Below are 21684 nucleotides of genomic sequence, written 5' to 3'. Positions count from 1 at the left end.
GCCCTTGTCGTTGCTGCCCAGTTCGGCCTGGTCGGCAAACAACTCATCCTTGCCATCCAGCGCATTGGCTTCGAATACCAGGGACAGCCCCAGCAGTTCCGGGTTGGCCTGCAGGGCGGCCTTGACCTGGCGTGTCAGGTCTTCGCGGGTGTCGAAGGCGTCGAGGAAGCGTTTTTCGGCTTGCTCACGCAGGAACAGGACCTGGCGGGAAAACCCGTGCCCATATTGATAGGCGTCCATGAATTGCCGGCGGATGCCTGCGGCCTGCACCTCACCTTGGGCCTCGATGCGAGCCTGGGCCGCTTCATCGAGCATCTGCATGCTGGAAGCCTTGACCTGCTCGGAACTCTGCGCCATGCGGTACAACGACAAACCCACCAGCAGGGTCACGATCCCCAGCAGGCACAGGCCGGCGAGCAGGGTGATTTTCCATTGAATGGAGAGCTGTCTGAGGGACATCGGTACATCCTTACCTGAAAACACATAGAGCACGGTTATCGGCCGATCTGGAATTTTCTTTATTCAAACGATCAATTTAAACCTGAAAGCGGCGTCGCTTTTTGACATGGGGCGCGACCTGCTGCACAGTGCGCGCCCTCTAATAAGACCTCCTTCAAGCCTGCACGCCGGCTGCCATCCGATGGCCGCCCGGGCGCGGGCATGCCTGTTTTGTATGTTTCTGCTTGAGGTAACCATGATTAACGCAGTCATCGCCGCGGTCGGCACCATGCTGGTGCTCAGCCTGTCCCGCGTGCATGTGGTCATCGCCATTATTGTCGGCGCCCTGGTGGGCGGCCTGACCGGTGGCCTGGGCATCGAGGCCACGCTCAAGGCGTTCAACGGTGGCTTGGGAGGGGGGGCGACCGTGGCCTTGTCCTACGCCTTGCTCGGCGCTTTCGCCGTGGCGATTGCCAAGTCCGGCCTGGCCCACGCCCTGGCGGACAGGGCCTTGCTGCTGGTCGACCGTCAGCAAGCCAGCGGCGGCAACCACGTCAAATGGCTGCTGATCGGCCTGCTGTGGGTGGTCGCGATTGCGTCGCAGAACATCCTGCCGATCCATATCGCGTTTATCCCGTTGCTGGTGCCGCCCCTGTTGTATGTGCTGACCAAATTGCAGTTGGACCGCCGCCTGATCGCCTGCGTGATGACCTTCGGCCTGATCACGCCGTACATGTTCCTGCCGGTGGGCTTCGGCAATATCTTCCTCAACCAGATCCTGCTGGCCAACGTGACCAAGAGCGGCGTGGACATCAGCCAGGTCAACGTCACCCACGCCATGAGCCTGCCGGCGCTGGGCATGGTGGTCGGGCTGCTGGTGGCGGTGTTTATCAGCTACCGCAAGAAGCGCGTGTATGACCTGGAGAAAATCGAGCGGGTCGAGCAAGTGGCGGTGCAGTACAACCCGCTGACCCTGGCGGTGGCGGGCCTGGCGATTGCCTCGGCGTTCATCATCCAGTTGTGGCTGGACTCCATGATTATCGGCGCCTTGGCCGGGTTCCTGATCTTCTCGGTCTCGGGCATCGTGCGCTGGCGCGACACCGACGACCTGTTTACCGAAGGCATGAAGATGATGGCGATGATCGGCTTCATCATGATCGCCTCGTCAGGCTTTGCCGAAGTGCTCAAGGCTACCGGCGACGTACGCTCGCTGGTGGAAACCTCGGCGGCGTTCATCGGCCATAGCCGTGGGGTGGGGGCGTTGTTGATGTTGCTGGTGGGGCTGCTGGTGACCATGGGCATCGGCTCGTCGTTTTCCACAGTACCGATCCTGGCGGCGATTTTCGTGCCGCTGTGTGTGCAACTGGGCTTCAGCCCGCTGGCCATCGTGTGCATCGTCGGCACCGCCGGGGCGCTGGGTGATGCCGGTTCGCCCGCCTCGGACTCCACCCTGGGCCCGACCTCCGGCCTGAATATCGACGGCCAGCATCACCATATCTGGGACACCGTGGTGCCGACGTTCCTGCACTACAACCTCCCATTGCTGGCGTTTGGCTGGTTGGCGGCGATGACGCTCTGATCTACAGATTCACCGGCGCTGGCCGATAACCTCTCAAGTCGCCCAATAAGAGAGAAAAGCCATGCGTCTGAGCCTGAAGGCCAAAGTCCTGTCCCTCGCCGTTGTGCCGGTGTTGCTGTTCGCCGTGGTCATCAGCCTGACCACCGTGTGGATCCTCCAGGGCCAGGCGCGCAATGAGGTGGATGAAACCCGCCAGCGCCTGCTCAACAACGCCAAGGCCACCCTGCAAAGTTATGTGGAAGTGGCCATGACCACCATCAAGCCGCTCTATGACGCGGCCGCCCCCGGCGATACGGCGGCGCGGGCCGAGGTGGTCAAGCTGCTGTCCAACACCAGCTACGGCAAGGACGGTTACTTCTTCGGCTACGACTCCGAGACCATCCGCCTGTTCAAGGGCAACAGCCCCGACGGCGTGGGCAAGAGCTTCAAGGACAACCGTGATCCCAACGGTGTCTACGTCAACCGCGACCTGGTCAAGGTCGGCAAGGACGGCACCCACTACCTGCAATACAGCTCGACCCAGCCCGGCCAGACCGAACTGGTGCCCAAGATGGGCTACACCGAATACCTGCCCAAGTGGGACATGGTCATCGGTACCTCGGTGAACCTGGATGGCATCGAAGCCCAGGTGGCGGTGGTCGAAGCCAAAGTGAAAACGCGCATGGAAGGCGTGCTGCTGAGCATCCTCGGCGTGGCCGTGGTGGTGTTGCTGGTGATCGCCGCTGCCGGCATGCTGCTGGCCAACACCATTTTGCGCCCGCTTCATTTGATGAAAGCCAACCTCGACGACATTGCTGCCGGCGAAGGCGATTTGACCCGCCGCCTGGCCATCACCAGCCAGGACGAGCTGGGCGACCTGGCTGGTGCGTTCAACCGCTTTGTCGACAAGATCCATGGCCTGGTGCGCCAGATCACCGAGATGACCACCCAACTCACCGGCCTGGTCAGCCAGGTGTCCGACCAGGCCCAGCGTTCTGAGCAGGCCATGGAACGCCAGCGTCACGAGACCGACCAGGTGGCCACCGCCATCAATCAGATGTCCTCCGCAGCGCAAGAAGTGGCGCGCAGTGCCCAGGGCGCCTCCGTGGCCGCGCAACAGACCGACGCCGAAGGCCAGGCCGCCAAGCGCGTGGTGGACGGCAGCATCGCGCAGATCCATGCGCTGGTGAATGACATCCGCAGCAGCGGTGTGTCCCTCGACAGCCTGCAGCAGGACGTGTCGTCGATTGTCAGCGTGCTCGGCGTGATCCGCTCGATTGCCGAACAAACCAACCTGCTGGCCCTCAACGCGGCGATCGAGGCCGCGCGGGCAGGGGAGGCCGGGCGCGGTTTTGCCGTGGTCGCCGACGAGGTGCGCGCCCTGGCCAGCCGCACGCAAACCAGCACCCAGGAAATCCAGGGCATGATCGACCGCCTGCAAAAAGGCACCGAAGCGGCCGTGGATGCCATGCGCCGCTCCAGCGATGCCGGCGACGGCACCTCGGCCAAGGCCAACGAAGCCGGGGCGTCCCTGGACACCATGGCCCAGTTGATCGGCACCATCAACTCGATGAACGCGCAGATTGCCAGCGCTGCCGAAGAACAGACCGCCGTCGCCGAAGAGATCAACCGCAGCGTGCATCAGATTGCCGTGGCGGTGGACAGCGTGGCCGATGAAACCCAGTTGGGCGCCCAGACCTCGCGCAGTCTGGCGGACCTGGGCCAGCGGTTGGGGCAGTTGGTGGGGCAGTTCAGGATCTAGAGATCGCGCATCAACAACCCAAAGCGCAGATCCACCTGCGCTGGCAGGGGCACATACACCGTGTGCCCATCCCCCGGCGCCACTTCGATGGCTTCACCCTTGGCGTTGTGCAGACTGGACAGGTCAAAGTGAAAGTTGCCGGCGGGGGTCATCAATTCCAGATGATTGCCGACGGCAAAGCGGTTCTTCACCTTGACCTCGGCCAACTCGCCGCGGCGCTCGCCGGTCAATTCGCCAACAAACTGCTGGCGCTCGGACACTGAGCTGCCGTTCTGGTAATTCTGGTATTCGTCGTGCACGTGGCGGCGCAGGAAACCTTCGGTGTAGCCGCGTTGGGCCAGGGATTCCAGGTCGGTCATCAAGTTGCGGTCAAACGCACGGCCGGCCACGGCATCATCGATTGCCTGGCGGTACACCTGGGTCGTGCGGGCGCAGTAGAAATGCGATTTGGTGCGGCCTTCGATCTTCAGCGAATGCACGCCCATGTGGGTCAGGCGCTCCACATGCTGCACGGCGCGCAGGTCCTTGGCGTTCATGATGTAGGTGCCGTGTTCATCCTCGAAGGCGGGCATCTGTTCGTCGGGGCGGTTGGCTTCCTGCAGCAGGAACACCTGGTCGGTGGGCGCGCCGATCCCCAGTGTGGGTTCCGGTTGATACACCTGGACAATATCGCCCGTGGCGTTTTCCACCGCCGGGGTGGCCTGGTATTTCCAGCGGCAGGCATTGGTGCAGGTGCCCTGGTTGGCATCACGTTTGTTCATGTAGCCCGAGAGCAGGCAGCGCCCGGAATAGGCCATGCACAAGGCACCGTGGACAAACACTTCCAGCTCCATGGCCGGCACCTGCTGGCGAATCTCGCCGATTTCTTCCAGGGACAGCTCCCGCGACAGGATCACCCGGCAAATTCCTTGCTGCTGCCAGAACTCCACGCTGGCCCAGTTCACCGTATTGGCCTGCACTGAGAGATGGATCGGCATCATCGGGAAGTGCCGGCGCACCAGCATGATCAGCCCTGGGTCGGACATGATCAGCGCATCCGGGCCCATGGCGATCACCGGGGCGAGGTCCTTGAGGAACGTCTTGAGCTTGGCATTGTGCGGCGCGATGTTCACCACCACGTAGAACCGCTTGCCCAGCGCGTGGGCTTCCTGGATGCCGAGCGCCAGGTTGGCGTGGTCGAACTCGTTGTTGCGCACCCGCAGGCTGTAGCGCGGCTGGCCGGCGTAGACTGCATCGGCGCCGTAGGCGAAGGCGTAGCGCATGTTTTTCAGGGTGCCGGCGGGGGCGAGCAGTTCGGGGGCAAGGACGAGAGGCATGGGGATCGGATCGCAAAAGGCCGCGAGCGTAGCCCAACATGTGCCGGGCTTTATTGATCTGGGTCTACGCTTACCGCAACAAAGATGGCACTCCCGGGATTTGCGGTGGACTAAGCAGCTGGACGCACACGCGCGGCCTGCTTTTCTGACATGGATCGGACATGAATCAAACCAACCTGCAATTCAAGACCCTGCTGCTACTGCTGGCCCTGGTGACCGTCGCCTTTATCTGGATATTGCTGCCGTTCTACGGTGCAGTGTTCTGGGCGGTGATCCTCGGCATCATCTTTGCGCCGATGCAGCGTCGCCTGCAGCAGCGCTTCGGCTGGAACCGCAACCTGACGTCCCTGGCCACCTTGATGGTGTGCCTGGTGATCGCGATCCTGCCGGTGATCATTACCAGCGCATTGCTGGTGCAAGAGGGCGCCACGCTGTACAAAAACGTCGAGAGCGGCAAGCTGGACGTGGCCGGCTATATCGAGCAGTTCAAGAACTTCCTGCCGCCGTACTTCCAGCACCTGCTGGACCGCTTCGGCATGGGCAACCTGGAAGGGCTGCGCGAGAAGATCGTCAAGAGCGCGATGCAGGGCAGCCAGTTCTTTGCGACCCAGGCGTTCAGCTTCGGTCAGGGCACGTTTGATTTCCTGGTGAGTTTTTTCATCATGCTGTACCTGCTGTTTTTCCTGCTGCGGGACGGCCCGGAACTGGTGCGCAAGGTCCGCACGGCGGTGCCGCTGGCCGAGCCGCAGAAGCGTCGGTTGCAGCTCAAGTTCAATCGGGTGGTGCGCGCCACGGTCAAGGGCAACGTGCTGGTGGCCGTGACCCAGGGGGCGCTGGGTGGTTTGATCTTCTGGTTCCTGGACATTCCCAGTGCGTTGCTGTGGGCGGTGTTGATGGCGTTTCTGTCACTGCTGCCGGCCGTGGGCGCGGGCATTGTGTGGGGGCCGGTGGCCGCCTACTTCCTGTTGAGCGGTTCGATCTGGCAGGGTGTGGTGCTGGGCCTGTTCGGCGTGTTTGTGATCGGCCTGGTGGACAACGTATTACGCCCGATCCTGGTGGGCAAGGACACCAAGATGCCGGACTACCTGATCCTGATCTCGACCCTGGGCGGCCTGTCGGTATTCGGCCTCAACGGATTTGTGATCGGGCCGCTGGTGGCGGCGTTGTTCATGTCCAGTTGGGCGTTGTTTGTCGAAAGCAAGCCGCGGGTCAAGTTGCCGTTGCCTTGAGTCTCAGGCGTGCAGGCGGAACTTCGAGGCTTGCTGCAGTTGTTTTTCGGCGGCAGACAGGGACGTCAGCGGGCCGCTGATGGCTTCGCCGTCGCGCACCACGTACCAGCAAGCCAATAAACCCAGCTCTCGAAGCGGGGCAGGGACGGCGCTGCCGATGACGGACATGATTTGAACAGTGGGCATAAGGACCTCCAATCGCTATGGAGGTCACCTTACGGGGCACAGGCGCTCAGGAAAAATCATCTGGCTCGATAGTCGACATCAACAAAAGGCCTCAGTCGACCACTTGATCGAGCATGCTCACCACTTCCTGCTCATTAAGCAGGCCTTTGTGCACCAGGTTTTCCGCCAGCAGCGCGAGGAACTTGGCGCTGCGGTGGCCTTCCAGGTGCTTGAGCTCCGTGAGGGCGCTGTAGACCTTGCTGGACGTACACAGGCCAGCGGTGCGGTGCGGATTTTGTGTGGGCATGGTCAGTCGTCCTTGTTGTTATGGAGTGGACAGGATTGATAGTGGGAGTGTGTCGTGACACAAACATGACAGCGTGAGCCCCGTTCGGGCAAGTAGACTTTCGACCTTAATCATGTGGGATTGCAGCCCGGCCATTGTCCTCAGAGCGACCTTGGCAGGATAAATCCGGACGTTACCCACAAGAAAAGGCCCCGCGGGTGGGCGAGGCCTGTTGCATAGCTGACGGTTGAGACTTACCAGCCGCGGCGGTAATAGCCGTGGGGCGGGCCATAGTAGCCACGCGGTGGGCCGTAGTAGACCGGCGCCGGGCGGTAATAGACCTCCTGCTGCACGTACACCGGTGGCGGTGGTGCGTAGTAGACGGGCGGGGGCGCGGCATACACCGGCTGTGGTTGCACGTAGACCGGCTGCTGCACATAGACCTCACGGGGCTGGCTGGCCACCACGGAGCCCACTACGGCGGCGCCGACCAGGGCACCCAAGACGGCTGGGCCACCCCATCCACCACCATGGGCGGAGGCTTGGCCTGCCATAGCGAGTGCACCTACCAGCAAGGCGATCTTGGGGATTGTACGAATCATGGTCATTCCTCGGTTAGCCCCTGCGCTTGTGGTCTGCAATCAATAGACTCAAGTAATGTCGCGGGGATACTTTTAAGACAACGTATTTCTGAAAAACAGCACGGCCGCTAGGTAAAGGTTGTGTAAGGTCTGTACCGATTTGCTTACTCAAAGGAGTTATCCATGCAGATGCACCCCAACAAGGACACCCAACTGTGCATGTCGCTGTCGGCCCGCCCTGGGAATTTTGGCTTGCGTTTTCATAACCACCTGTACGAACAGCTGGGGCTGAACTTCTACTATAAAGCCTTCAGCAGCCAGGATTTGCCCGGCGCGATAGGTGGTATCCGTGCGTTGGGCATCCGGGGTTGCGGGGTGTCCATGCCCTTCAAGGAGGCCGCCATTGCCTTAGTGGACGAACTGGACGATTCGGTTCAAGCCATCGACTCCCTGAATACCATCGTCAATACCAATGGCCATCTCAAGGCCTACAACACCGACTACATCGCCGTCGAACAATTGCTCAAGAAACACGCCGTGCCGCAGGATTCGACCTTCGCCCTGCGTGGCAGTGGCGGTATGGCCAAGGCCGTGGCGAGCGCCTTGCGGGATGGCGGTTACGCCAATGGTGTGATCGTGGCGCGTAACGAAGCGGCGGGCCGGGCGTTGGCGCATAACCTGGGGTATGAGTGGCAGGCGGAACTGGGCGATTTGCGCCCGCAGATGCTGATCAACGTGACGCCCATCGGCATGACCGGCGGGGCCGAGGCGGATGCCCTGGCGTTCGAGGCGGATGCCGTGGATGCAGCGGACACTGTCTTCGATGTGGTGGCGATCCCCGCCGAAACGCCACTGATCGTGCGTGGACGGGCCAAAGGCAAGCGGGTAGTCACTGGGCTGGAGGTGATTGCGATCCAGGCGTTGGAGCAGTTTGTGCTTTATACCGGCGTGCGGCCTACGGATGAACAGTTCCAGGCAGCAGTAGCCTTCGCCCGCAACTGAAGGCCACTGCAGCTCTAAATGTGGGAGGGGGCAAGCCCCTCCCACATGTTTGACCGTGTCAGGCCTGTTCCAGCTGCGCCAGCCGCTCCTCCAGAGCTGCAATTCGTGCTTCAAGCTCTTCGATACGATCCAGCGAGACTGCGCCGGCAGAGCGCTCCACCGGGCTTCCCCGCGCCGCGATAATCACCTCGATGTCCGCCGGATCCCCCAGCGCATGGGTATAGCGATCTTCCCGCTGCCCCGCCTGGCGCGGCACCAGCAGCGCCAGCCCGCGGGCAATCAGGCGCTCCAACTGGTGCACCACCTGCTCGGCATCCTCGAAGTCATGCATGCGCCCGCTGCGGGTCAGTAGTTCGTTGACCGTCTGCGGCCCACGCAAGAACAGCAGCCCGGTCAGGATCACCTGGGCCGGTACCAGTTCCAGCGCCTTGTCCACGCGATGCTCCCAGCGGTCGGCACGGCTGCCCATCACCAGGCGCGTGAAGCCTTGGCCTTCCAACGCACGCAGACTCTGGCCAACCTGGCCCTGGCTCAGGTTCATCACCGGCTCGCGGCTGGTCTTCTGGTTGCAGGCCAGGACCAGGGCGTTGAGGGTCAGGGGATAGGTTTCCGGGTTGGTCGCCTGTTTTTCGATCAGGCAACCCAGGACGCGAATTTCCGTGCTGTTCAGGCGCGGCTCAGGGGTGTCGGTGTCGTGCTCGGCGGTCATCGCGCTTTCCCTATGCAGTGAATGGGGGCGTTCTCAATTAGTTTCCCCGCCGCGTTGTCGCCTTAAAGCGGGCCAGGCCCAGCGCGGCGAGGAAACTAATTGAGAACGCCCCCGCCTAGCGTAAGCCGGAAAAAATAAAAGACAAGCGCCTGGCGTGTCTATAATCGCCGCTGGTTCCAACCCTGCCACTACCCATGAGACTGCCATGACTATTTCCCTGTACGCCGCCTCCATCCCGGTCTTCAAGCAAATGCTCAGCGCCCTGAGCGATGTGCTGAACAAAGCCGAAGCCCACGCCACCGCCAGGAACATCGAACCCAACGCCTTGCTGCAAGCGCGGCTGTTCCCGGACATGTTCCAACTGGTGCGTCAGGTGCAGATCGCCGTCGACTTCGCCAAGGGTGTTTCCGCACGCCTGGCTGAGATCGAAGTGCCGAAATACGAAGACACCGAAGTCACCTTCGCCGACCTGCAAGCGCTGATCGCCAAGGTGCTGGCGTTTGTCGACACCATCAAGCCCGAGCAAGTCGACGGCAAGGAAGGCATCGAGATCATCACCCGCCCAGGTACGCCGAAAGAGAAGCGCTTCAGCGGCCAGTCCTACCTGCTGACCTACGGCCTGCCGCAGTTCTTCTTCCACGTCACCACCGCGTACGCCTTGTTGCGTCACAACGGTGTGGAAGTGGGCAAGCGTGACTACATGGGCGCTTTCTAAGCCCAGGCATCGGAAAAACGCCCGGAGCTGTTCTTTGCCGAATGGCCCTGGGCGTTTTTTATTCCATCCCCGTGTGGACAAACACCCCCGCAATTTTCTCCGGCAGCGGGGTAGACGAGATCAGCACAAGCCGTTGGCCTGCGCGAGTCATCGCCATATACAGCTTGCGAGCATTCTGTTCCAGCTCGTCGGCCGTGATGCCAACCTTCTGCTCGATAATCCTGAGCAATTTTTCCAGCCCAACCAGAAACACTACGTTGGCTTCCAGTCCGGTTGCACTTTCAACTGTCGCGATTCGCAGCGTTTCATCATGACCGGGTACGACGTCTGGATCATTCATGTCCCAGATTCGCTCGGTGCCGAAACTCTTCTTCAGGGTTTTCATTAACAGCGCTTTGTCTATGCCCTTGCCATACAGCAGCAACATCGCCGACAACGGTAATTCATAGCTGTTCCGATGCGCTCCAATTTCATTGCAGGCCTGGACAACGGCATCCTGTGGAGAGGGCGACAGAACAAACAGCGGCGGTGTACCTGCTTCCATACCGTCGAAGTCTGGTTGCAGATACTCGTCCGGATCGGTCTGTGTAATATCGGCCAACATCTGGCTGGCAGCGCTTAGTATGGCCTGGGTGGTGCGATACGATTTGCGCAGCTTTTTGGTCTTGCCCGCCACATCCAGGCCGACTCGTTTCCAGCTAAGGCGGCTCTTCAGAAAGCCCTGATTCGGATCAGCGCATAAAAACAGCGTTCCCTCGGTTTTTTCCAGGGTGAGTTTGATCAGTTGGAACCACGACGGTGCGAAGAACTGCGCCTCGTCCACCAGAATGTGCTGATAGGCTTCCAGCGTGTCTGGGCGATTGGCCAGGCACAGATCACGGGGGAGCGAGCTCCATAAACGCAGCCCATGCTGATTGAACAGGGCTTTGGTCACCCGTTCGTACAGCGCCCAGATCTGTTGTCGCTCCTCTTTGCGCAGCGCAAAGCCCTGGCCTTTCCGTTCTGCCTTGAGATAATCAGGCTCGTCGATGACGACGTTGTCGTTTATAAAGTTGAACTCATCAAGCAACTGGTTATTGTCCGGTTTCAGTTCCCGGTATTCCGTGTCGCGAAAATGCTGAATAAGGCCTATGGCTTCGGTAGTGAACTTAGGCATCTTCAGTGTTTCTTTAAACAGCGCCCTCCATTGCCTTGAGATCCAGCCCAGCGCCGTCATGATGGTGAGGTTCTTGGGGATTTCCCCATAGACGCGCTGCAGGCGGTGTTTCAGATCTTTCACGACAGGAACGTTGTGAATCAGCATGAGAACCTGCTGGTCAGGGAATTTCCTGGCCAGGATATAGGCGCGACTGGCAGCAATAAGCGTTTTGCCGCTGCCCGCTACACCATTGATCAGCCGCACGGAAAAATCCCCCGCCATTTCCGTTTGCTCATCCGGAAGGTCCAGGTCGAGCTTGCTGGCCCACTCTTGCTGAGGGTCCAGAAAGTAGCGCAGCGTGCGGGCACTGTTGTCGCGCGAAAACTGACGGCGTGTTGAGCGGAGCCCGGCTATTTCGGCCTCGGAAAAGTAACGGCCCATAAGGGTCTGCCGGGTTTCCGAAGACAGTGCCTTGAGCAGCTTGGGCAGTTGTTCTGCACCGGACTCAAGGAACGTCTTCTTCGACATCAGCCAGATTCCCCGACCTTCGCAATGCCTTGACCAGAGGATTTTACTTTGCTCGGAGTCGCAGCCCCACATCACCACCATCTTGCGCATGGCCGGGATACCGGCCTGGGTTTCGAATGTTCCCAGTTTCTCCAGCATCTGGCTGAATGCTGTCTGCTCTGCGGTCAAAAACAGCTGGTCCGGGTCCAGCGTATCGTACGGCAACTCGCACACCATCAGCGCCAGCCACTCAAGCTCACCGCGCTGTAGGAAAAAATCCGGTGCCCAACTGTCTTGGGTCAGGCATTTGCGGACGACGTAGTCATCCTCAAGCTTCTTGAGTACCCGCTTGCACTGTTGCTGGGAGCCGCTGCTGCGCTGCCATTCGGGTATGAAAAGAGTCATAGTGGGACATTTACCTTATGGCATTGGCTGATCAACTGGCGGTATTGCTCAGCCCAGGCCTGTGCTGTTTCGCTGGAACAGATGATCCCGTGCTGCAGCTCCGGCCCGATGATGATCAGCTTGGTCATCGCGCGTGTGATGGAAACGTTCAGGCGCTCAGGCTGAAAGAAAAATGTCCCGATTGCACTGATAAACGCTTCGTCGCCACTGCACAGGGACAGGATCACCAACTCCCGCTCCTGACCCTGCATACGCTCGACAGTATCCGCGACGATTGTACTGGCGGCCTCGCTGCCGAACTGTTTGGCCAGCGCCTTGCGAATGGCTCGACCCTGAGCACGGTAGGGCGTCACGATGCCGATTTCATGGAGTGGCAGCCCCATGTCGTTCGCTTGCCGGCACAACTGGACGACGCACCTGGCGTCTGCTGGGTTGCGGTTCCGCGCTTTTGCGTCCTGCGTCGGGATGAACACCGCGCAGGTTTGCGGATCAAGCGCTTCGCTGACATCTGCCTGATGAATGGGCGACAGGAGACGGTCCTTGTTTCGCCCGGCGGCGCGTAATCGCCCGCCGTAATACATTTGGCTGGGCCACTGGGTCAGCCAGCGATTCATCCGGTAGGTTTCTTCGAGCATTACCGTGTGATCGGCATCCTGAGCCGTCAGGCGGGCGAACACAGACATGGATTCTTTTGACAGAACCGAGCGAGAAAGCAGTACGGGGGGAAGTTGTTTCTGGTCGCCGATGAAAATAAAGCGTTTGCCCTTGCGCATCGCCATCAGGGCGAGAGGTACGGTGATCTGACTGGCCTCGTCGAAGATCACCGTGTCGAAATTGTAATGGGACAACGAGGAACACGTTGCAAAAGGCGTTGCGCCAATCACATAACCTTGACCTGCCTCTGGCATCCCTTCCCATCTGGCCGGTTCGGCTGCCCAATCCACGTGTTTGTCGAGGTCTTCCCGGCGGCCACCGACCTTGACGGTCGGCACATCGCGCGCAGCAATCTTACTCAGAGCGTTGTTGATGGCCATGTGTGTATGCGAAGTGATGAACACCCGTTCGCCGCGCTCGACCAGCAACTGAGCGATCAGGGCAAGGGCTCTGGTCTTGCCGGTACCGGGTGGACCTTGAATGCAGGCGACCTGTTCAGCACCGAAGGCAAAACCCACGGCCTCGGCTTGTTTCTGGTTGCAGCCCTCTTTGAGCGCGATCTGCTCGGCGTATTCGAGGTCCGCGTCATGGAAGCCGATATTGGGAGCATCGCCGAGCAAAGGAAGAATCGCGTTGTTACCGTGTATGTCGCTCTCAATATCCTGCAAGGTTTGAAGATATTTCGGCGTCAGGTCCATGCCATCAGGGTCCGCGTAGCAAACACCTTCCTGATAGCTCTCCCAAATGAGCATTGCCTGATCCGAACTGAGAAGCCAGCGATCATCCTCTTCCTTTTCGAACTTCATGGCCTGGCATAGCAGCGGGCCTTGGGCATCGCCCAGATGCAGACGCAGCAAGTCACCTGCACGAAAGCGCGATTCGTTGTCGTCGAGGTAGGCCCACAGTAATTTGGCTGTATCGCCACGTTCGAGTCGAACGAAGCCCTGTGTCCAGCCCTGCAGCAACTTGTCCTTCAAGGGACGTTCCCATACCTCTTGAAGTTTTTGCCAATTGGCGGCCTGTTCGGCGTATACGAAGTCGTACAGTTTTTGAATCAGGGGGTGCTGTCCGAGCATGGCGGTGAACAATCCTTATCGACCGAGGCATCTGTTGGCAGTGTTACATAATGTTTGTCGTGGTTGCGAGCCAGCACGTGGCACGGAAAACCCGACCAGCCCATACAAAAAAGCCCGGCGCCGTTCTTCATTGAAGAACGGCGCCGGGCTTGCTTACGCTGGCTGTTTTAAACCGACTGCTCTTCCTTGCCCAGGCACGCGGCCGCGGTAAACAGCACATCGGTGGACGAATTGAGCGCGGTTTCCGCCGAATCCTGCAACACGCCGATGATGAAGCCTACGGCCACCACCTGCATGGCGATTTCGCTGGGGATACCGAACAGGCTGCATGCCAGGGGAATCAGCAGCAGCGAGCCGCCGGCCACACCCGACGCACCGCAGGCACAGATCGCCGCGACCACGCTGAGCAGCACGGCAGTCGGCAGGTCCACGGCAATGCCGAGGGTGTGCACGGCCGCCAGGGTCAACACGGTGATGGTGATCGCAGCGCCAGCCATGTTGATCGTGGCACCCAGTGGAATCGACACCGAGTAGGTGTCTTCATGCAGGCCCAGGCGTTTGCTCAAGGCCAGGTTCACCGGGATATTCGCCGCCGAACTGCGGGTAAAAAACGCGGTGATGCCGCTTTCGCGCAGGCACATCAGCACCAGCGGGAACGGGTTGCGGCGCAGTTTCCAGAACACGATGGCCGGGTTGACCACCAGTGCCACGAACAGCATGCAACCGATCAGTACCACCAGCAGGTGGGCGTAGCCGAGCAGGGCGCCGAAGCCCGAAGTGGCGAGTGTCGAAGCCACCAGGCCGAAGATACCCAGCGGGGCGAAGCGGATCACCACGCGCACGATCAGGGTCACGCCGTTGGACAGGTCGTCGAGCACCGTGCGGGTGGTCTCGCCGGCATGGCGAATGGCAATGCCCATGCCGATGGCCCAGGCCAGGATGCCGATGAAGTTGGCGTTCATCAGCGCGCTGATGGGGTTGTCCACCACGCTCAACAGCAGGCTTTGCAAGACCTCGCCGATGCCGCCGGGAGCGCTCACGGTGGCGTCATGGGTGGCGAGCACCAGCGATGAGGGAAACCACATGCTGGCAATCACCGCCACCACGGCGGCGGCAAAGGTGCCCAGCAGGTACAGGAACAGGATCGGCTTGATATGGGTTTCCTGGCCGTGTTTATGGTTGGCGATCGACGCCATCACCAGCACAAACACCAGGATCGGCGCCACGGCCTTGAGCGCGGCAACAAATACCTTGCCGATAAACCCGGCGGCCTTGGCCGCCTCCGGCAAGAGCAGGGCCAGCAGGATACCGGCGATCAAGCCGATGACGATTTGCGTGACCAGGCTGATGCGGGCCAGGCGTTGGAAAAGGGAAGGGGCAGCAGTCATATAAAGGTTGTCTCTAGTTTTTTTAAGGGCGCAGCAATGCAGGCGGAAAGGGCTGTAGGAAGCAGGGCGCGAAGTCTAGCATGCCGCTGGACCTGTCCCGGCCGCTGCGGCATTGGGTCACCGGGGCTTCGCAAAAGCCGGACATACTCTGTTAAGATTCTCCCCTCTCACCTTTCCTCTCCGTCAGCGGGCCCTTCGGGCTGTCGTTGATGTCGTCGTTTCTGGAGTTTTCATGCTGTTTCCCATCCTGCTGCTGTCGGCCGCCGGTTTTACCGTGCTGACCACAGAATTCGTTATCGTCGGCCTGTTGCCGTCCATCGCCCGGGACCTCAACGTCAGCGTGTCCCAGGCCGGCCTGCTGGTGACCTTGTTTGCCTTTACCGTGGCGGCCTTTGGTCCGTTTCTGACCGCGTACTGCGCCCGTTTCCCCCGCAAGCGTCTGTTTATCAGCATCCTGCTCCTGTTCGGCGTGGCCAATACCGTGGCCGCATTGGCGCCGAATATCTGGGTGATGGCGTTGGCGCGCTTGATCCCGGCCCTGGGCCTGCCGGTGTTCTGGGCCCTGGCCAGTGAAACCGCGGTGGATATCGTCGGCCCCGAATACGCCGGGCGCGCCATCGAGAAGATCGGCTTCGGCATCGTCTGCGCCACGGTGTTCGGTATCCCGGTGGGCACGTTGATTTCCGATATGTTCGGCTGGCGCGCCGCGTTTGCGATCCTCGCCGTGGTCGCGCTGGCCAAGGCCTTGCTGCTGTTTATCTACCTGCCGGTGACCCAGCCGAAGAACGACCAGGTGTCGTTGCGCTCGCAGTTCAAGATCCTGCGCAACCCGTTGATGCAAGGTCATATCCTGTTGTCGGTCCTGGTGTTCAGCGGCATGTTCACGGCGTACACCTACCTGGCGGACATCCTTGAGCGCCTGGCCGGTTTCGACGGCACGCTGGTGGGCTGGTGCCTGATGGGCTTTGGCGCAGTGGGGCTGATCGGCAACTCCCTGGGCGGGCGTGCGGTGGACCGTCACCCGCTGATTGCCTCGATGGTGTTCTGCGGTTTCATGATCGCCGGCATGGTCGCGCTGGTACCGGCGATCCACTCCACGGTCGGCCTGGCGGCGGCGATGGCGGTGTGGGGCGTGACCCAGGCGGCGCTGTTCCTGGTCAGCCATGTGCGGTTGATGAAGGCCGCACCCCATGCGCCGGCGTTTGCGGCGTCGTTGAATATCGCCGGGGCCAACCTGGGCATTGGCCTGGGGGCCATGGTCGGCGGGCATGTGATCGACACCCTCGGCCTCGGCAGCCTGGGTTTTGCCGCTTCCGGGTTTATCCTGGTGTCGATCCTGCTGGCGCTGTGGCTGATGACCGCCAGGCCAGCGGCCGCGTCCAACGCCTGAACGCTCAGGGCAGGGCGGTAAACAACTCTCGCCGTGCACCTTCGGTTATCGCCACGATGCCGGGGTGCTTGACCTTGCGTTCCACCGAGATCGCGTAGAACGATTCGGTGACGGCATCGGTCTGGCCAATCAACGCCACCCCGTACTGGCGCACCACCTCATCGGCGATCACGCTGGGCGCGATAAAGATCCCGCTGCCGGATTGGCCAAAGGCCTGCATCAAGGCGCTGTCATCGAACTCGCCGATGATCCTGGGCAGGATCTGCTGCTCGGCAAACCAGCGCTGCAAACGGCTGCGTACTACGGTTTCCGCGCCGGGAATCAACAGGGGCGCGCCGTGCAGGCACTGTGGGAAGTCACCGGCGTACCTGTCAGCCAATGCCTGGGTGGCGAAAAAACTGATGCCACATTCCCCCAGTTTCTGGCTGTAGCCCTTGATATCCAGGTGCGAGGGCATGGGGCTGTCGGAGATCACCAGGTCCAGGCGCTGGATCGCCAGGTCGGCCAATAAACGCTCGAGTTTGTCTTCACGGCAGGTAATGCGCAGGGGCTCGCTCAATTCCATGGTCGGCGCGATCAGTCGGTACACGATGGACTTGGGCACCACATCCGCCACCCCGACCCGAAACAGGATCTGTTGCTCATCGGGCTGCGCGCGCAGCATCGCCTCCAGTTCATTGCCGGTCTGGAACATCTGTTCGGCATAGGGCAGGGCCTGGCGCCCGGCTTCGGTGAGTTCAAGCTGGCGGCCTACCCGCTGAAACAGCGCAATCCCGTAGGTTTGCTCCAGCAGGCTGATCTGCCCGCTGATGGTCTGTGGCGTGAGGTTCAGTTGCTCGCAGGCGCGCACGATGCTGCCAGTCTTGGCCACTACCCAGAAGTAATGCAACTGTCGGTAATTGAGCATGATGATCGTCGCTTCGTAAAAACCGAAGTATACGCGAGGAAAATACGAATTTTCCTGAACTGTTTGCCTGCATAGAATGCCTCGCTATCGCGGGGCCACTATTTGGACCCAATGGTTCTAACGAGGAAAACATGATGAAACTCAATTTCCTGAGCGCGGCATCGTTGCTTGCGCTTTCATTGGTGATGATCAGCGGTTGCGATCAGGTCGAAAAAAGCGCGCAACAGGTCATGGGCAAAGCCACCGAGTCGGCCAAGCAAGCCATCGATGACACCCAGAAAGCTGCCGAGCAGGCGTTGAGTGAAGCGACAAATGGCCTGATCAATCCACAAAAAAAGGACGATCAGGAAGAAAACGAGTCTGAATCGAACACCAAAGAAACCTAATCTCCCCAGCACAACGTCAGGACTGACCTATGGATTACCTTTTACAACTGGCCGCCAGCCCTACCGCCTGGATTGCCCTGGCCACCTTGATCGTGATGGAAATCGTGCTGGGCATCGATAACCTGATCTTTATCTCGATCCTCACCAACAAATTGCCGGAGAAACATCGGGCCAAGGCGCGACGCATCGGTATCAGCATGGCGCTGGTGTTGCGCCTGGGCCTGTTGAGCACCATTGCGTTTATCGTGCAATTGACTACGCCGGTGTTCGAAGTGCTCGGCCAGGCGTTCTCATGGAAGGACATGATCCTGATCGCCGGTGGCCTGTTCCTGGTCTGGAAGGCCACCACCGAGATCCATCACAGCATGGACCCTGAGCCCGAAGAGAAGACCAGCACCGGCAATGTCGTGGCCATCGGCTTTGCCGCAGCCATCGGGCAGATCCTGTTGCTTGACCTGGTGTTCTCCATCGACAGCATCATTACCGCCGTGGGCATGACCGAGCACTTGCCGATCATGATCATCGCCGTGGTGACCTCGGTGATCGTGATGCTGGTGGCGGCCGAGCCGTTGGCCAAGTTCATCAACGACAACCCGACCGTGGTGATGCTGGCCCTGGGCTTCCTGATCATGATCGGCATGACGCTGATCGCCGAAGGCTTCGGCGCCCATGTGCCTAAAGGCTACGTCTACGCGGCCATGGCCTTCTCGGCGGCCATCGAGTGCCTGAACATCGCTCGGCGCAACCGTCACAAGCGTCTGCTCGCTGCCCGGCAGTAACGCTGCAACCCCAAAGGCCGGCGGTGCTCACAAGAGCCCAGCCGGCCTTTTGCTGTCTGTTAGAATCCGCCCACTTGATAGCTTGAGGTCCACCATGAACGAGCCGATTCGCCTTACCCAGTACAGCCACGGCGCGGGTTGTGGCTGCAAGATTTCGCCCCAGGTGCTGGAAGTGATCCTGGCTGGCAGCGGCGCGCAGAACCTTGACCCCAACCTGTGGGTGGGCAACACCTCCCGCGACGACGCGGCGGTGTACGCCATCGACGATGAGCGTGGCGTGGTCTCCACCACTGACTTTTTCATGCCGATTGTCGATGATCCCTTCGATTTCGGCCGCATCGCCGCCACCAATGCCATCAGTGACATCTACGCCATGGGCGGCGACCCGTTGATGGCCATCGCCATTCTTGGCTGGCCGGTGAACGTGCTGGCGCCGGAGATCGCCCGTGAAGTGATCCGTGGCGGCCGCTCGGTGTGCGACGAAGCCGGCATCCCGTTGGCGGGCGGGCACTCCATTGACGCGCCCGAGCCGATCTTCGGCCTGGCCGTCACCGGCATCGTGCAAAAGCGCCATATGAAGCGCAACGACACCGCCACCGTGGGCTGCCGTCTGTATCTGACCAAACCGTTGGGCATCGGCATCCTCACCACCGCCGAAAAGAAGGGCAAGTTGCGTGAGGCGGATATCGGCCTGGCCCGTGACTGGATGTGCACCCTCAACAAACCCGGCAGCCGTTTCGGCAAGCTGGCCGGTGTGACGGCAATGACGGATGTCACCGGTTTCGGTCTGTTGGGCCATTTGGTGGAGATGGCGGACGGCAGCGCTGTGACCGCACGTATCGAATACGACAAAGTCCCACGTCTGCCCGGGATCGAGGACTACCTGGACCAGGGCTGCATGCCGGGTGGCACCTTGCGCAACTTCGACAGCTACTCGAGCAAGGTCGGGCGTCTGCAGGAATTGCACAAACGCGTGCTGTGCGACCCGCAGACCAGCGGTGGCCTGCTGATCGCGGTCGCGCCTGAAGGCGACGCAGAATTCCATGCGGTCGCCGCCGAGCTGGGCCTGAACCTTGAGCCCATCGGCGAACTGGTTGAGCGACAGACCCACGCGGTAGAGGTGGTTTGATGGCAACTGACATCACCGATTACCGCGACATTTTCCTCAACGACCGGCCGATGATGGACACCCGTGCACCGGTCGAATTCGCCAAGGGCGCGTTCCCCGGCGTGATCAACCTGCCGTTGATGACCGATGACGAGCGTCAACGCGTCGGCACCTGCTACAAGCAGCAGGGCCAGCAAGCCGCGATTGTGCTGGGGCATGAGCTGGTGTCGGGGGCGATCAAGGCTGAACGCATCGAACAATGGGCACGGTTTGCCCAGGCCAATCCTGACGGTTTCTTGTATTGCTTCCGTGGCGGGCTGCGCTCGCAGATCGTGCAGCAATGGTTGAAGACCGAAGCCGGCATCGAGTACCCCCGGGTCGGGGGTGGCTACAAGGCCATGCGGACCTTCCTGCTGGATACCCTTGACCAGGCGGCCGCCCACTGTGATTTCGTGTTGCTGGGCGGTATGACCGGCACCGGCAAGACCGAGGTGCTGGGCCAGTTGCGTAACGCCCTGGACCTGGAGGGCCATGCCAACCACCGCGGTTCCAGCTTCGGCAAACGCGCCACGGCGCAACCCTCCACTATTGACTTCGAAAACCGCCTGGCGGTGGACCTGCTGAAAAAACGCGCGGGCGGTATCGAGCAGTTCGTGGTCGAGGATGAAAGCCGCATGATCGGCAGCTGCGCGCTGCCGTTGCCGTTGCACAAGGGCATGCAGACCTTTCCGATGGTGTGGCTGGAAGACAGCGTCGAAGGCCGTGTCGAGCGCATCCTGCGCGATTACGTGATTGACCTTTGCGCAGAATTCATCGCGGTATTTGGTGAGCAGGGGCAGGCGTTGTTTGCCGAACGCCTGACCCAGGGCCTGGCCAATATCCACAAGCGCCTGGGCGGCGAGCGTTTCCAGCGGTTGCAGGCGATCATGCAGGATGCTCTGGCGGAACAGCTGCGCAGCGGCGCCGTGGACCTGCATCGCGCCTGGATTGAAGGGCTGTTGCGCGAGTATTACGACCCGATGTACGCCTTCCAGCGTGAAAGCAAAGGCGCACGCATCGAGTTTGCGGGAGAGCAGGGCGCAGTCACGGCCTATCTGCGCGAGCGCGCCCTCAGAGGATAAGCGCGCCGATCAACCCGCACACCACGCCCACCAGCATGGTCAACCCGGCCACCGTCACCAGCACCCGCGCATCGAAATCCTTGCGCAGCATCAACAGCGACGGCAGGCTCACGCTGGGCAGGGTCATCAGCAAGGCCACGGCCGGGCCGGTGCCCATGCCCAGGGTCATCATGGTTTGTACGATGGGGATCTCTGCCGCTGTAGGAATCACAAACAGCGTGCCGACAATCGCCAGGGGCACCAGCCACACCAGGCTGTTGGCCATGGCGCCGTCCACGTGGGGGAACAGCCACACCCGTGCGGCACCGAGCACCAGCACCGCCAGGATATAGATCGGTATGGTGCTCCAGAACAGCTGCCACAGGGTACGCAGCCAGCGACTGAAGAAGGGTTGCGCTTCGACCTGGCTGGCCTCGGCCACCGCGTCCAAGGCAACTTCCGGCACCTGGTCCGGCCGTGCGATGCGTTGTGCCACCAGTGACACACCCACCACCAGCACAATGCCCGCCACCAGCCTCAACGCGGTAAAGCCCCAGCCCAGTACAAAACCCATGAACACCAGCGTCGCCGGATTCAGCACCGGGTTGGCAATCCAGAAGGCCAATGCCGCGCCCACCGACACCTGCTGGCGGCGCATACCGGCCGCGACGGGCGCCGCGCAGCAACTGCACATCATCCCCGGCAAGGCGAACAGCCCGCCGCGCAAGGTCGAGCCGAGGCCGGCACGGCCAAACAGGCGCAGCAACCAGTCGCGGGGGATCAGCACTTGCAGCAGCGAGCCGAGGATCACCGCCAGTACGGCAGCCTTCCAGATCGCCAGGAAATACACCTGGGCGTAGGCCAGCGCTGCCGCCAATGGCGAGCTTTGTTGATCGTTGAGGATCGAGGCGCCGATGCTGTGGTTGTCAGCGGCGACAAACGCCTTGAAGTAGTAGGGCGACCACTTCACGTAGTAGAGGCCGACGCAGGCCACCAATAGGAAGAGGGCAGGTTTCCACCAGAACGACCAGCCCCGGACGGGCTGGGTGGGGGCGAGGTTGGGCATGGGGGAGGGTCCGCAAATG

The 21684-nt window shown here is 60.9% G+C and carries 20 protein-coding genes; 10 read left to right on the top strand and 10 right to left on the bottom strand.

The window, feature by feature from the left end; all coding sequences use genetic code 11:
• Nucleotides 1-697: 697 nt before the first annotated feature.
• Nucleotides 698-2017, top strand: coding sequence for a Na+/H+ antiporter family protein (locus Q8X51_RS30420; RefSeq protein ID WP_407694768.1), 1320 nt, complete (start codon nt 698-700; stop codon nt 2015-2017).
• Nucleotides 2018-2078: 61 nt separating this feature from the next.
• On the top strand, nt 2079-3758 hold the full coding sequence (locus Q8X51_RS30415) for a methyl-accepting chemotaxis protein (RefSeq protein ID WP_065926942.1): 1680 nt from the start codon (nt 2079-2081) through the stop codon (nt 3756-3758).
• Here the strand turns inward: Q8X51_RS30415 and trhP are convergent.
• On the bottom strand, nt 3755-5074 hold the full coding sequence (trhP, locus tag Q8X51_RS30410; RefSeq protein WP_065926943.1) for a prephenate-dependent tRNA uridine(34) hydroxylase TrhP: 1320 nt from the start codon (nt 5072-5074) through the stop codon (nt 3755-3757). The two genes, Q8X51_RS30415 and trhP, sit on opposite strands and share 4 nt — an antisense overlap.
• Nucleotides 5075-5235: 161 nt before the next feature.
• Here trhP and Q8X51_RS30405 point away from each other — a divergent pair, with 161 nt between their 5' ends.
• A complete protein-coding gene (locus Q8X51_RS30405) occupies nt 5236-6303 on the top strand; it encodes an AI-2E family transporter (RefSeq protein WP_027603150.1) in 1068 nt (355 codons plus the stop codon).
• Between the two features lie 3 nt (nt 6304-6306).
• On the opposite strand, the gene Q8X51_RS30400 is transcribed toward Q8X51_RS30405, so the two are convergent.
• The 3 genes from Q8X51_RS30400 to Q8X51_RS30390 form a co-directional block, all read right to left on the bottom strand.
• Nucleotides 6307-6489, bottom strand: coding sequence for a hypothetical protein (locus Q8X51_RS30400; protein WP_141605945.1), 183 nt, complete (start codon nt 6487-6489; stop codon nt 6307-6309).
• A gap of 91 nt (nt 6490-6580) precedes the next feature.
• Entirely contained in the window at nt 6581-6775 is a 195-nt protein-coding gene (locus Q8X51_RS30395; RefSeq protein ID WP_027603152.1) for a hypothetical protein, read from the bottom strand.
• 233 nt (nt 6776-7008) lie between these two features.
• Entirely contained in the window at nt 7009-7362 is a 354-nt protein-coding gene (locus tag Q8X51_RS30390; RefSeq protein ID WP_027603153.1) for a hypothetical protein, read from the bottom strand.
• Between the two features lie 156 nt (nt 7363-7518).
• Here Q8X51_RS30390 and Q8X51_RS30385 point away from each other — a divergent pair, with 156 nt between their 5' ends.
• Nucleotides 7519-8337, top strand: coding sequence for a shikimate 5-dehydrogenase (locus Q8X51_RS30385; RefSeq protein WP_407694746.1), 819 nt, complete (start codon nt 7519-7521; stop codon nt 8335-8337).
• A gap of 58 nt (nt 8338-8395) precedes the next feature.
• Here Q8X51_RS30385 and Q8X51_RS30380 read toward each other — a convergent pair whose 3' ends face one another.
• Entirely contained in the window at nt 8396-9046 is a 651-nt protein-coding gene (locus Q8X51_RS30380) for a YceH family protein (protein WP_065926946.1), read from the bottom strand.
• A 205-nt stretch (nt 9047-9251) separates the two neighbouring features.
• Between Q8X51_RS30380 and Q8X51_RS30375 the strand changes: the two genes are divergently transcribed.
• Nucleotides 9252-9761 (top strand): DUF1993 domain-containing protein, encoded by a 510-nt coding sequence (locus Q8X51_RS30375; RefSeq protein WP_027603156.1) that lies wholly within the window; start codon nt 9252-9254, stop codon nt 9759-9761.
• A gap of 58 nt (nt 9762-9819) precedes the next feature.
• Here Q8X51_RS30375 and Q8X51_RS30370 read toward each other — a convergent pair whose 3' ends face one another.
• The 3 genes from Q8X51_RS30370 to sstT form a co-directional block, all read right to left on the bottom strand.
• Nucleotides 9820-11811: a 3'-5' exonuclease gene (locus Q8X51_RS30370; protein ID WP_407694745.1), complete on the bottom strand. Its 1992-nt coding sequence runs from the start codon at nt 11809-11811 to the stop codon at nt 9820-9822.
• Complete coding sequence (locus tag Q8X51_RS30365; RefSeq protein WP_407694744.1) at nt 11808-13541, bottom strand: DEAD/DEAH box helicase; 1734 nt, start codon at nt 13539-13541, stop codon at nt 11808-11810. Before Q8X51_RS30365 ends, Q8X51_RS30370 begins: the two co-directional genes overlap by 4 nt.
• 167 nt (nt 13542-13708) lie before the next feature.
• Nucleotides 13709-14929: a serine/threonine transporter SstT gene (sstT, locus tag Q8X51_RS30360; protein ID WP_065926950.1), complete on the bottom strand. Its 1221-nt coding sequence runs from the start codon at nt 14927-14929 to the stop codon at nt 13709-13711.
• Nucleotides 14930-15161: 232 nt separating this feature from the next.
• Between sstT and Q8X51_RS30355 the strand changes: the two genes are divergently transcribed.
• Entirely contained in the window at nt 15162-16319 is a 1158-nt protein-coding gene (locus tag Q8X51_RS30355) for an MFS transporter (protein ID WP_065926951.1), read from the top strand.
• Between the two features lie 4 nt (nt 16320-16323).
• Here the strand turns inward: Q8X51_RS30355 and nhaR are convergent, their stop codons facing one another.
• Complete coding sequence (gene nhaR / locus Q8X51_RS30350) at nt 16324-17226, bottom strand: transcriptional activator NhaR (protein WP_065926952.1); 903 nt, start codon at nt 17224-17226, stop codon at nt 16324-16326.
• A gap of 134 nt (nt 17227-17360) precedes the next feature.
• Between nhaR and Q8X51_RS30345 the strand changes: the two genes are divergently transcribed.
• From Q8X51_RS30345 to mnmH, 4 genes are all read left to right on the top strand, one after another.
• The gene (locus Q8X51_RS30345; protein ID WP_065926953.1) at nt 17361-17612 is read left to right on the top strand and encodes a hypothetical protein; all 252 of its coding nucleotides are present in this window, start codon (nt 17361-17363) and stop codon (nt 17610-17612) included.
• A gap of 29 nt (nt 17613-17641) precedes the next feature.
• The gene (locus tag Q8X51_RS30340) at nt 17642-18391 is read left to right on the top strand and encodes a TerC family protein (protein WP_065926954.1); all 750 of its coding nucleotides are present in this window, start codon (nt 17642-17644) and stop codon (nt 18389-18391) included.
• A 94-nt stretch (nt 18392-18485) separates the two neighbouring features.
• Nucleotides 18486-19520, top strand: coding sequence for a selenide, water dikinase SelD (gene selD, locus Q8X51_RS30335; protein WP_065926955.1), 1035 nt, complete (start codon nt 18486-18488; stop codon nt 19518-19520).
• The gene (mnmH, locus tag Q8X51_RS30330) at nt 19520-20620 is read left to right on the top strand and encodes a tRNA 2-selenouridine(34) synthase MnmH (RefSeq protein WP_065926956.1); all 1101 of its coding nucleotides are present in this window, start codon (nt 19520-19522) and stop codon (nt 20618-20620) included. The genes selD and mnmH overlap by 1 nt, the downstream gene beginning before the upstream one ends.
• Here the strand turns inward: mnmH and Q8X51_RS30325 are convergent.
• The gene (locus tag Q8X51_RS30325; RefSeq protein ID WP_407694743.1) at nt 20610-21665 is read right to left on the bottom strand and encodes a permease; all 1056 of its coding nucleotides are present in this window, start codon (nt 21663-21665) and stop codon (nt 20610-20612) included. The genes mnmH and Q8X51_RS30325 overlap by 11 nt on opposite strands.
• Nucleotides 21666-21684 lie beyond the last annotated feature (19 nt).

The sequence above is a fragment of the Pseudomonas sp. Yb2C2 genome, assembly GCF_052112325.1.
In the GTDB taxonomy this organism is placed as follows: Bacteria; Pseudomonadota; Gammaproteobacteria; order Pseudomonadales; family Pseudomonadaceae; genus Aquipseudomonas; species Aquipseudomonas marginalis.
The sequence above is the reverse complement of the archived record's forward strand: the minus strand, read 5'-3'. Positions and strand labels throughout refer to the sequence as shown.

Coding starts and splice junctions, on each gene's coding strand:
- Q8X51_RS30415 (WP_065926942.1), top strand. CDS start 2,079: ATGCGTCTGAGCCTGAAGGCCAAAGTCCTGTCCCTCGCCGTTGTGCCG.
- trhP (WP_065926943.1), bottom strand. CDS start 5,074: ATGCCTCTCGTCCTTGCCCCCGAACTGCTCGCCCCCGCCGGCACCCTG.
- Q8X51_RS30405 (WP_027603150.1), top strand. CDS start 5,236: ATGAATCAAACCAACCTGCAATTCAAGACCCTGCTGCTACTGCTGGCC.
- Q8X51_RS30400 (WP_141605945.1), bottom strand. CDS start 6,489: ATGCCCACTGTTCAAATCATGTCCGTCATCGGCAGCGCCGTCCCTGCC.
- Q8X51_RS30395 (WP_027603152.1), bottom strand. CDS start 6,775: ATGCCCACACAAAATCCGCACCGCACCGCTGGCCTGTGTACGTCCAGC.
- Q8X51_RS30390 (WP_027603153.1), bottom strand. CDS start 7,362: ATGACCATGATTCGTACAATCCCCAAGATCGCCTTGCTGGTAGGTGCA.
- Q8X51_RS30385 (WP_407694746.1), top strand. CDS start 7,519: ATGCAGATGCACCCCAACAAGGACACCCAACTGTGCATGTCGCTGTCG.
- Q8X51_RS30380 (WP_065926946.1), bottom strand. CDS start 9,046: ATGACCGCCGAGCACGACACCGACACCCCTGAGCCGCGCCTGAACAGC.
- Q8X51_RS30375 (WP_027603156.1), top strand. CDS start 9,252: ATGACTATTTCCCTGTACGCCGCCTCCATCCCGGTCTTCAAGCAAATG.
- Q8X51_RS30370 (WP_407694745.1), bottom strand. CDS start 11,811: ATGACTCTTTTCATACCCGAATGGCAGCGCAGCAGCGGCTCCCAGCAA.
- Q8X51_RS30365 (WP_407694744.1), bottom strand. CDS start 13,541: ATGCTCGGACAGCACCCCCTGATTCAAAAACTGTACGACTTCGTATAC.
- sstT (WP_065926950.1), bottom strand. CDS start 14,929: ATGACTGCTGCCCCTTCCCTTTTCCAACGCCTGGCCCGCATCAGCCTG.
- Q8X51_RS30355 (WP_065926951.1), top strand. CDS start 15,162: ATGCTGTTTCCCATCCTGCTGCTGTCGGCCGCCGGTTTTACCGTGCTG.
- nhaR (WP_065926952.1), bottom strand. CDS start 17,226: ATGCTCAATTACCGACAGTTGCATTACTTCTGGGTAGTGGCCAAGACT.
- Q8X51_RS30345 (WP_065926953.1), top strand. CDS start 17,361: ATGAAACTCAATTTCCTGAGCGCGGCATCGTTGCTTGCGCTTTCATTG.
- Q8X51_RS30340 (WP_065926954.1), top strand. CDS start 17,642: ATGGATTACCTTTTACAACTGGCCGCCAGCCCTACCGCCTGGATTGCC.
- selD (WP_065926955.1), top strand. CDS start 18,486: ATGAACGAGCCGATTCGCCTTACCCAGTACAGCCACGGCGCGGGTTGT.
- mnmH (WP_065926956.1), top strand. CDS start 19,520: ATGGCAACTGACATCACCGATTACCGCGACATTTTCCTCAACGACCGG.
- Q8X51_RS30325 (WP_407694743.1), bottom strand. CDS start 21,665: ATGCCCAACCTCGCCCCCACCCAGCCCGTCCGGGGCTGGTCGTTCTGG.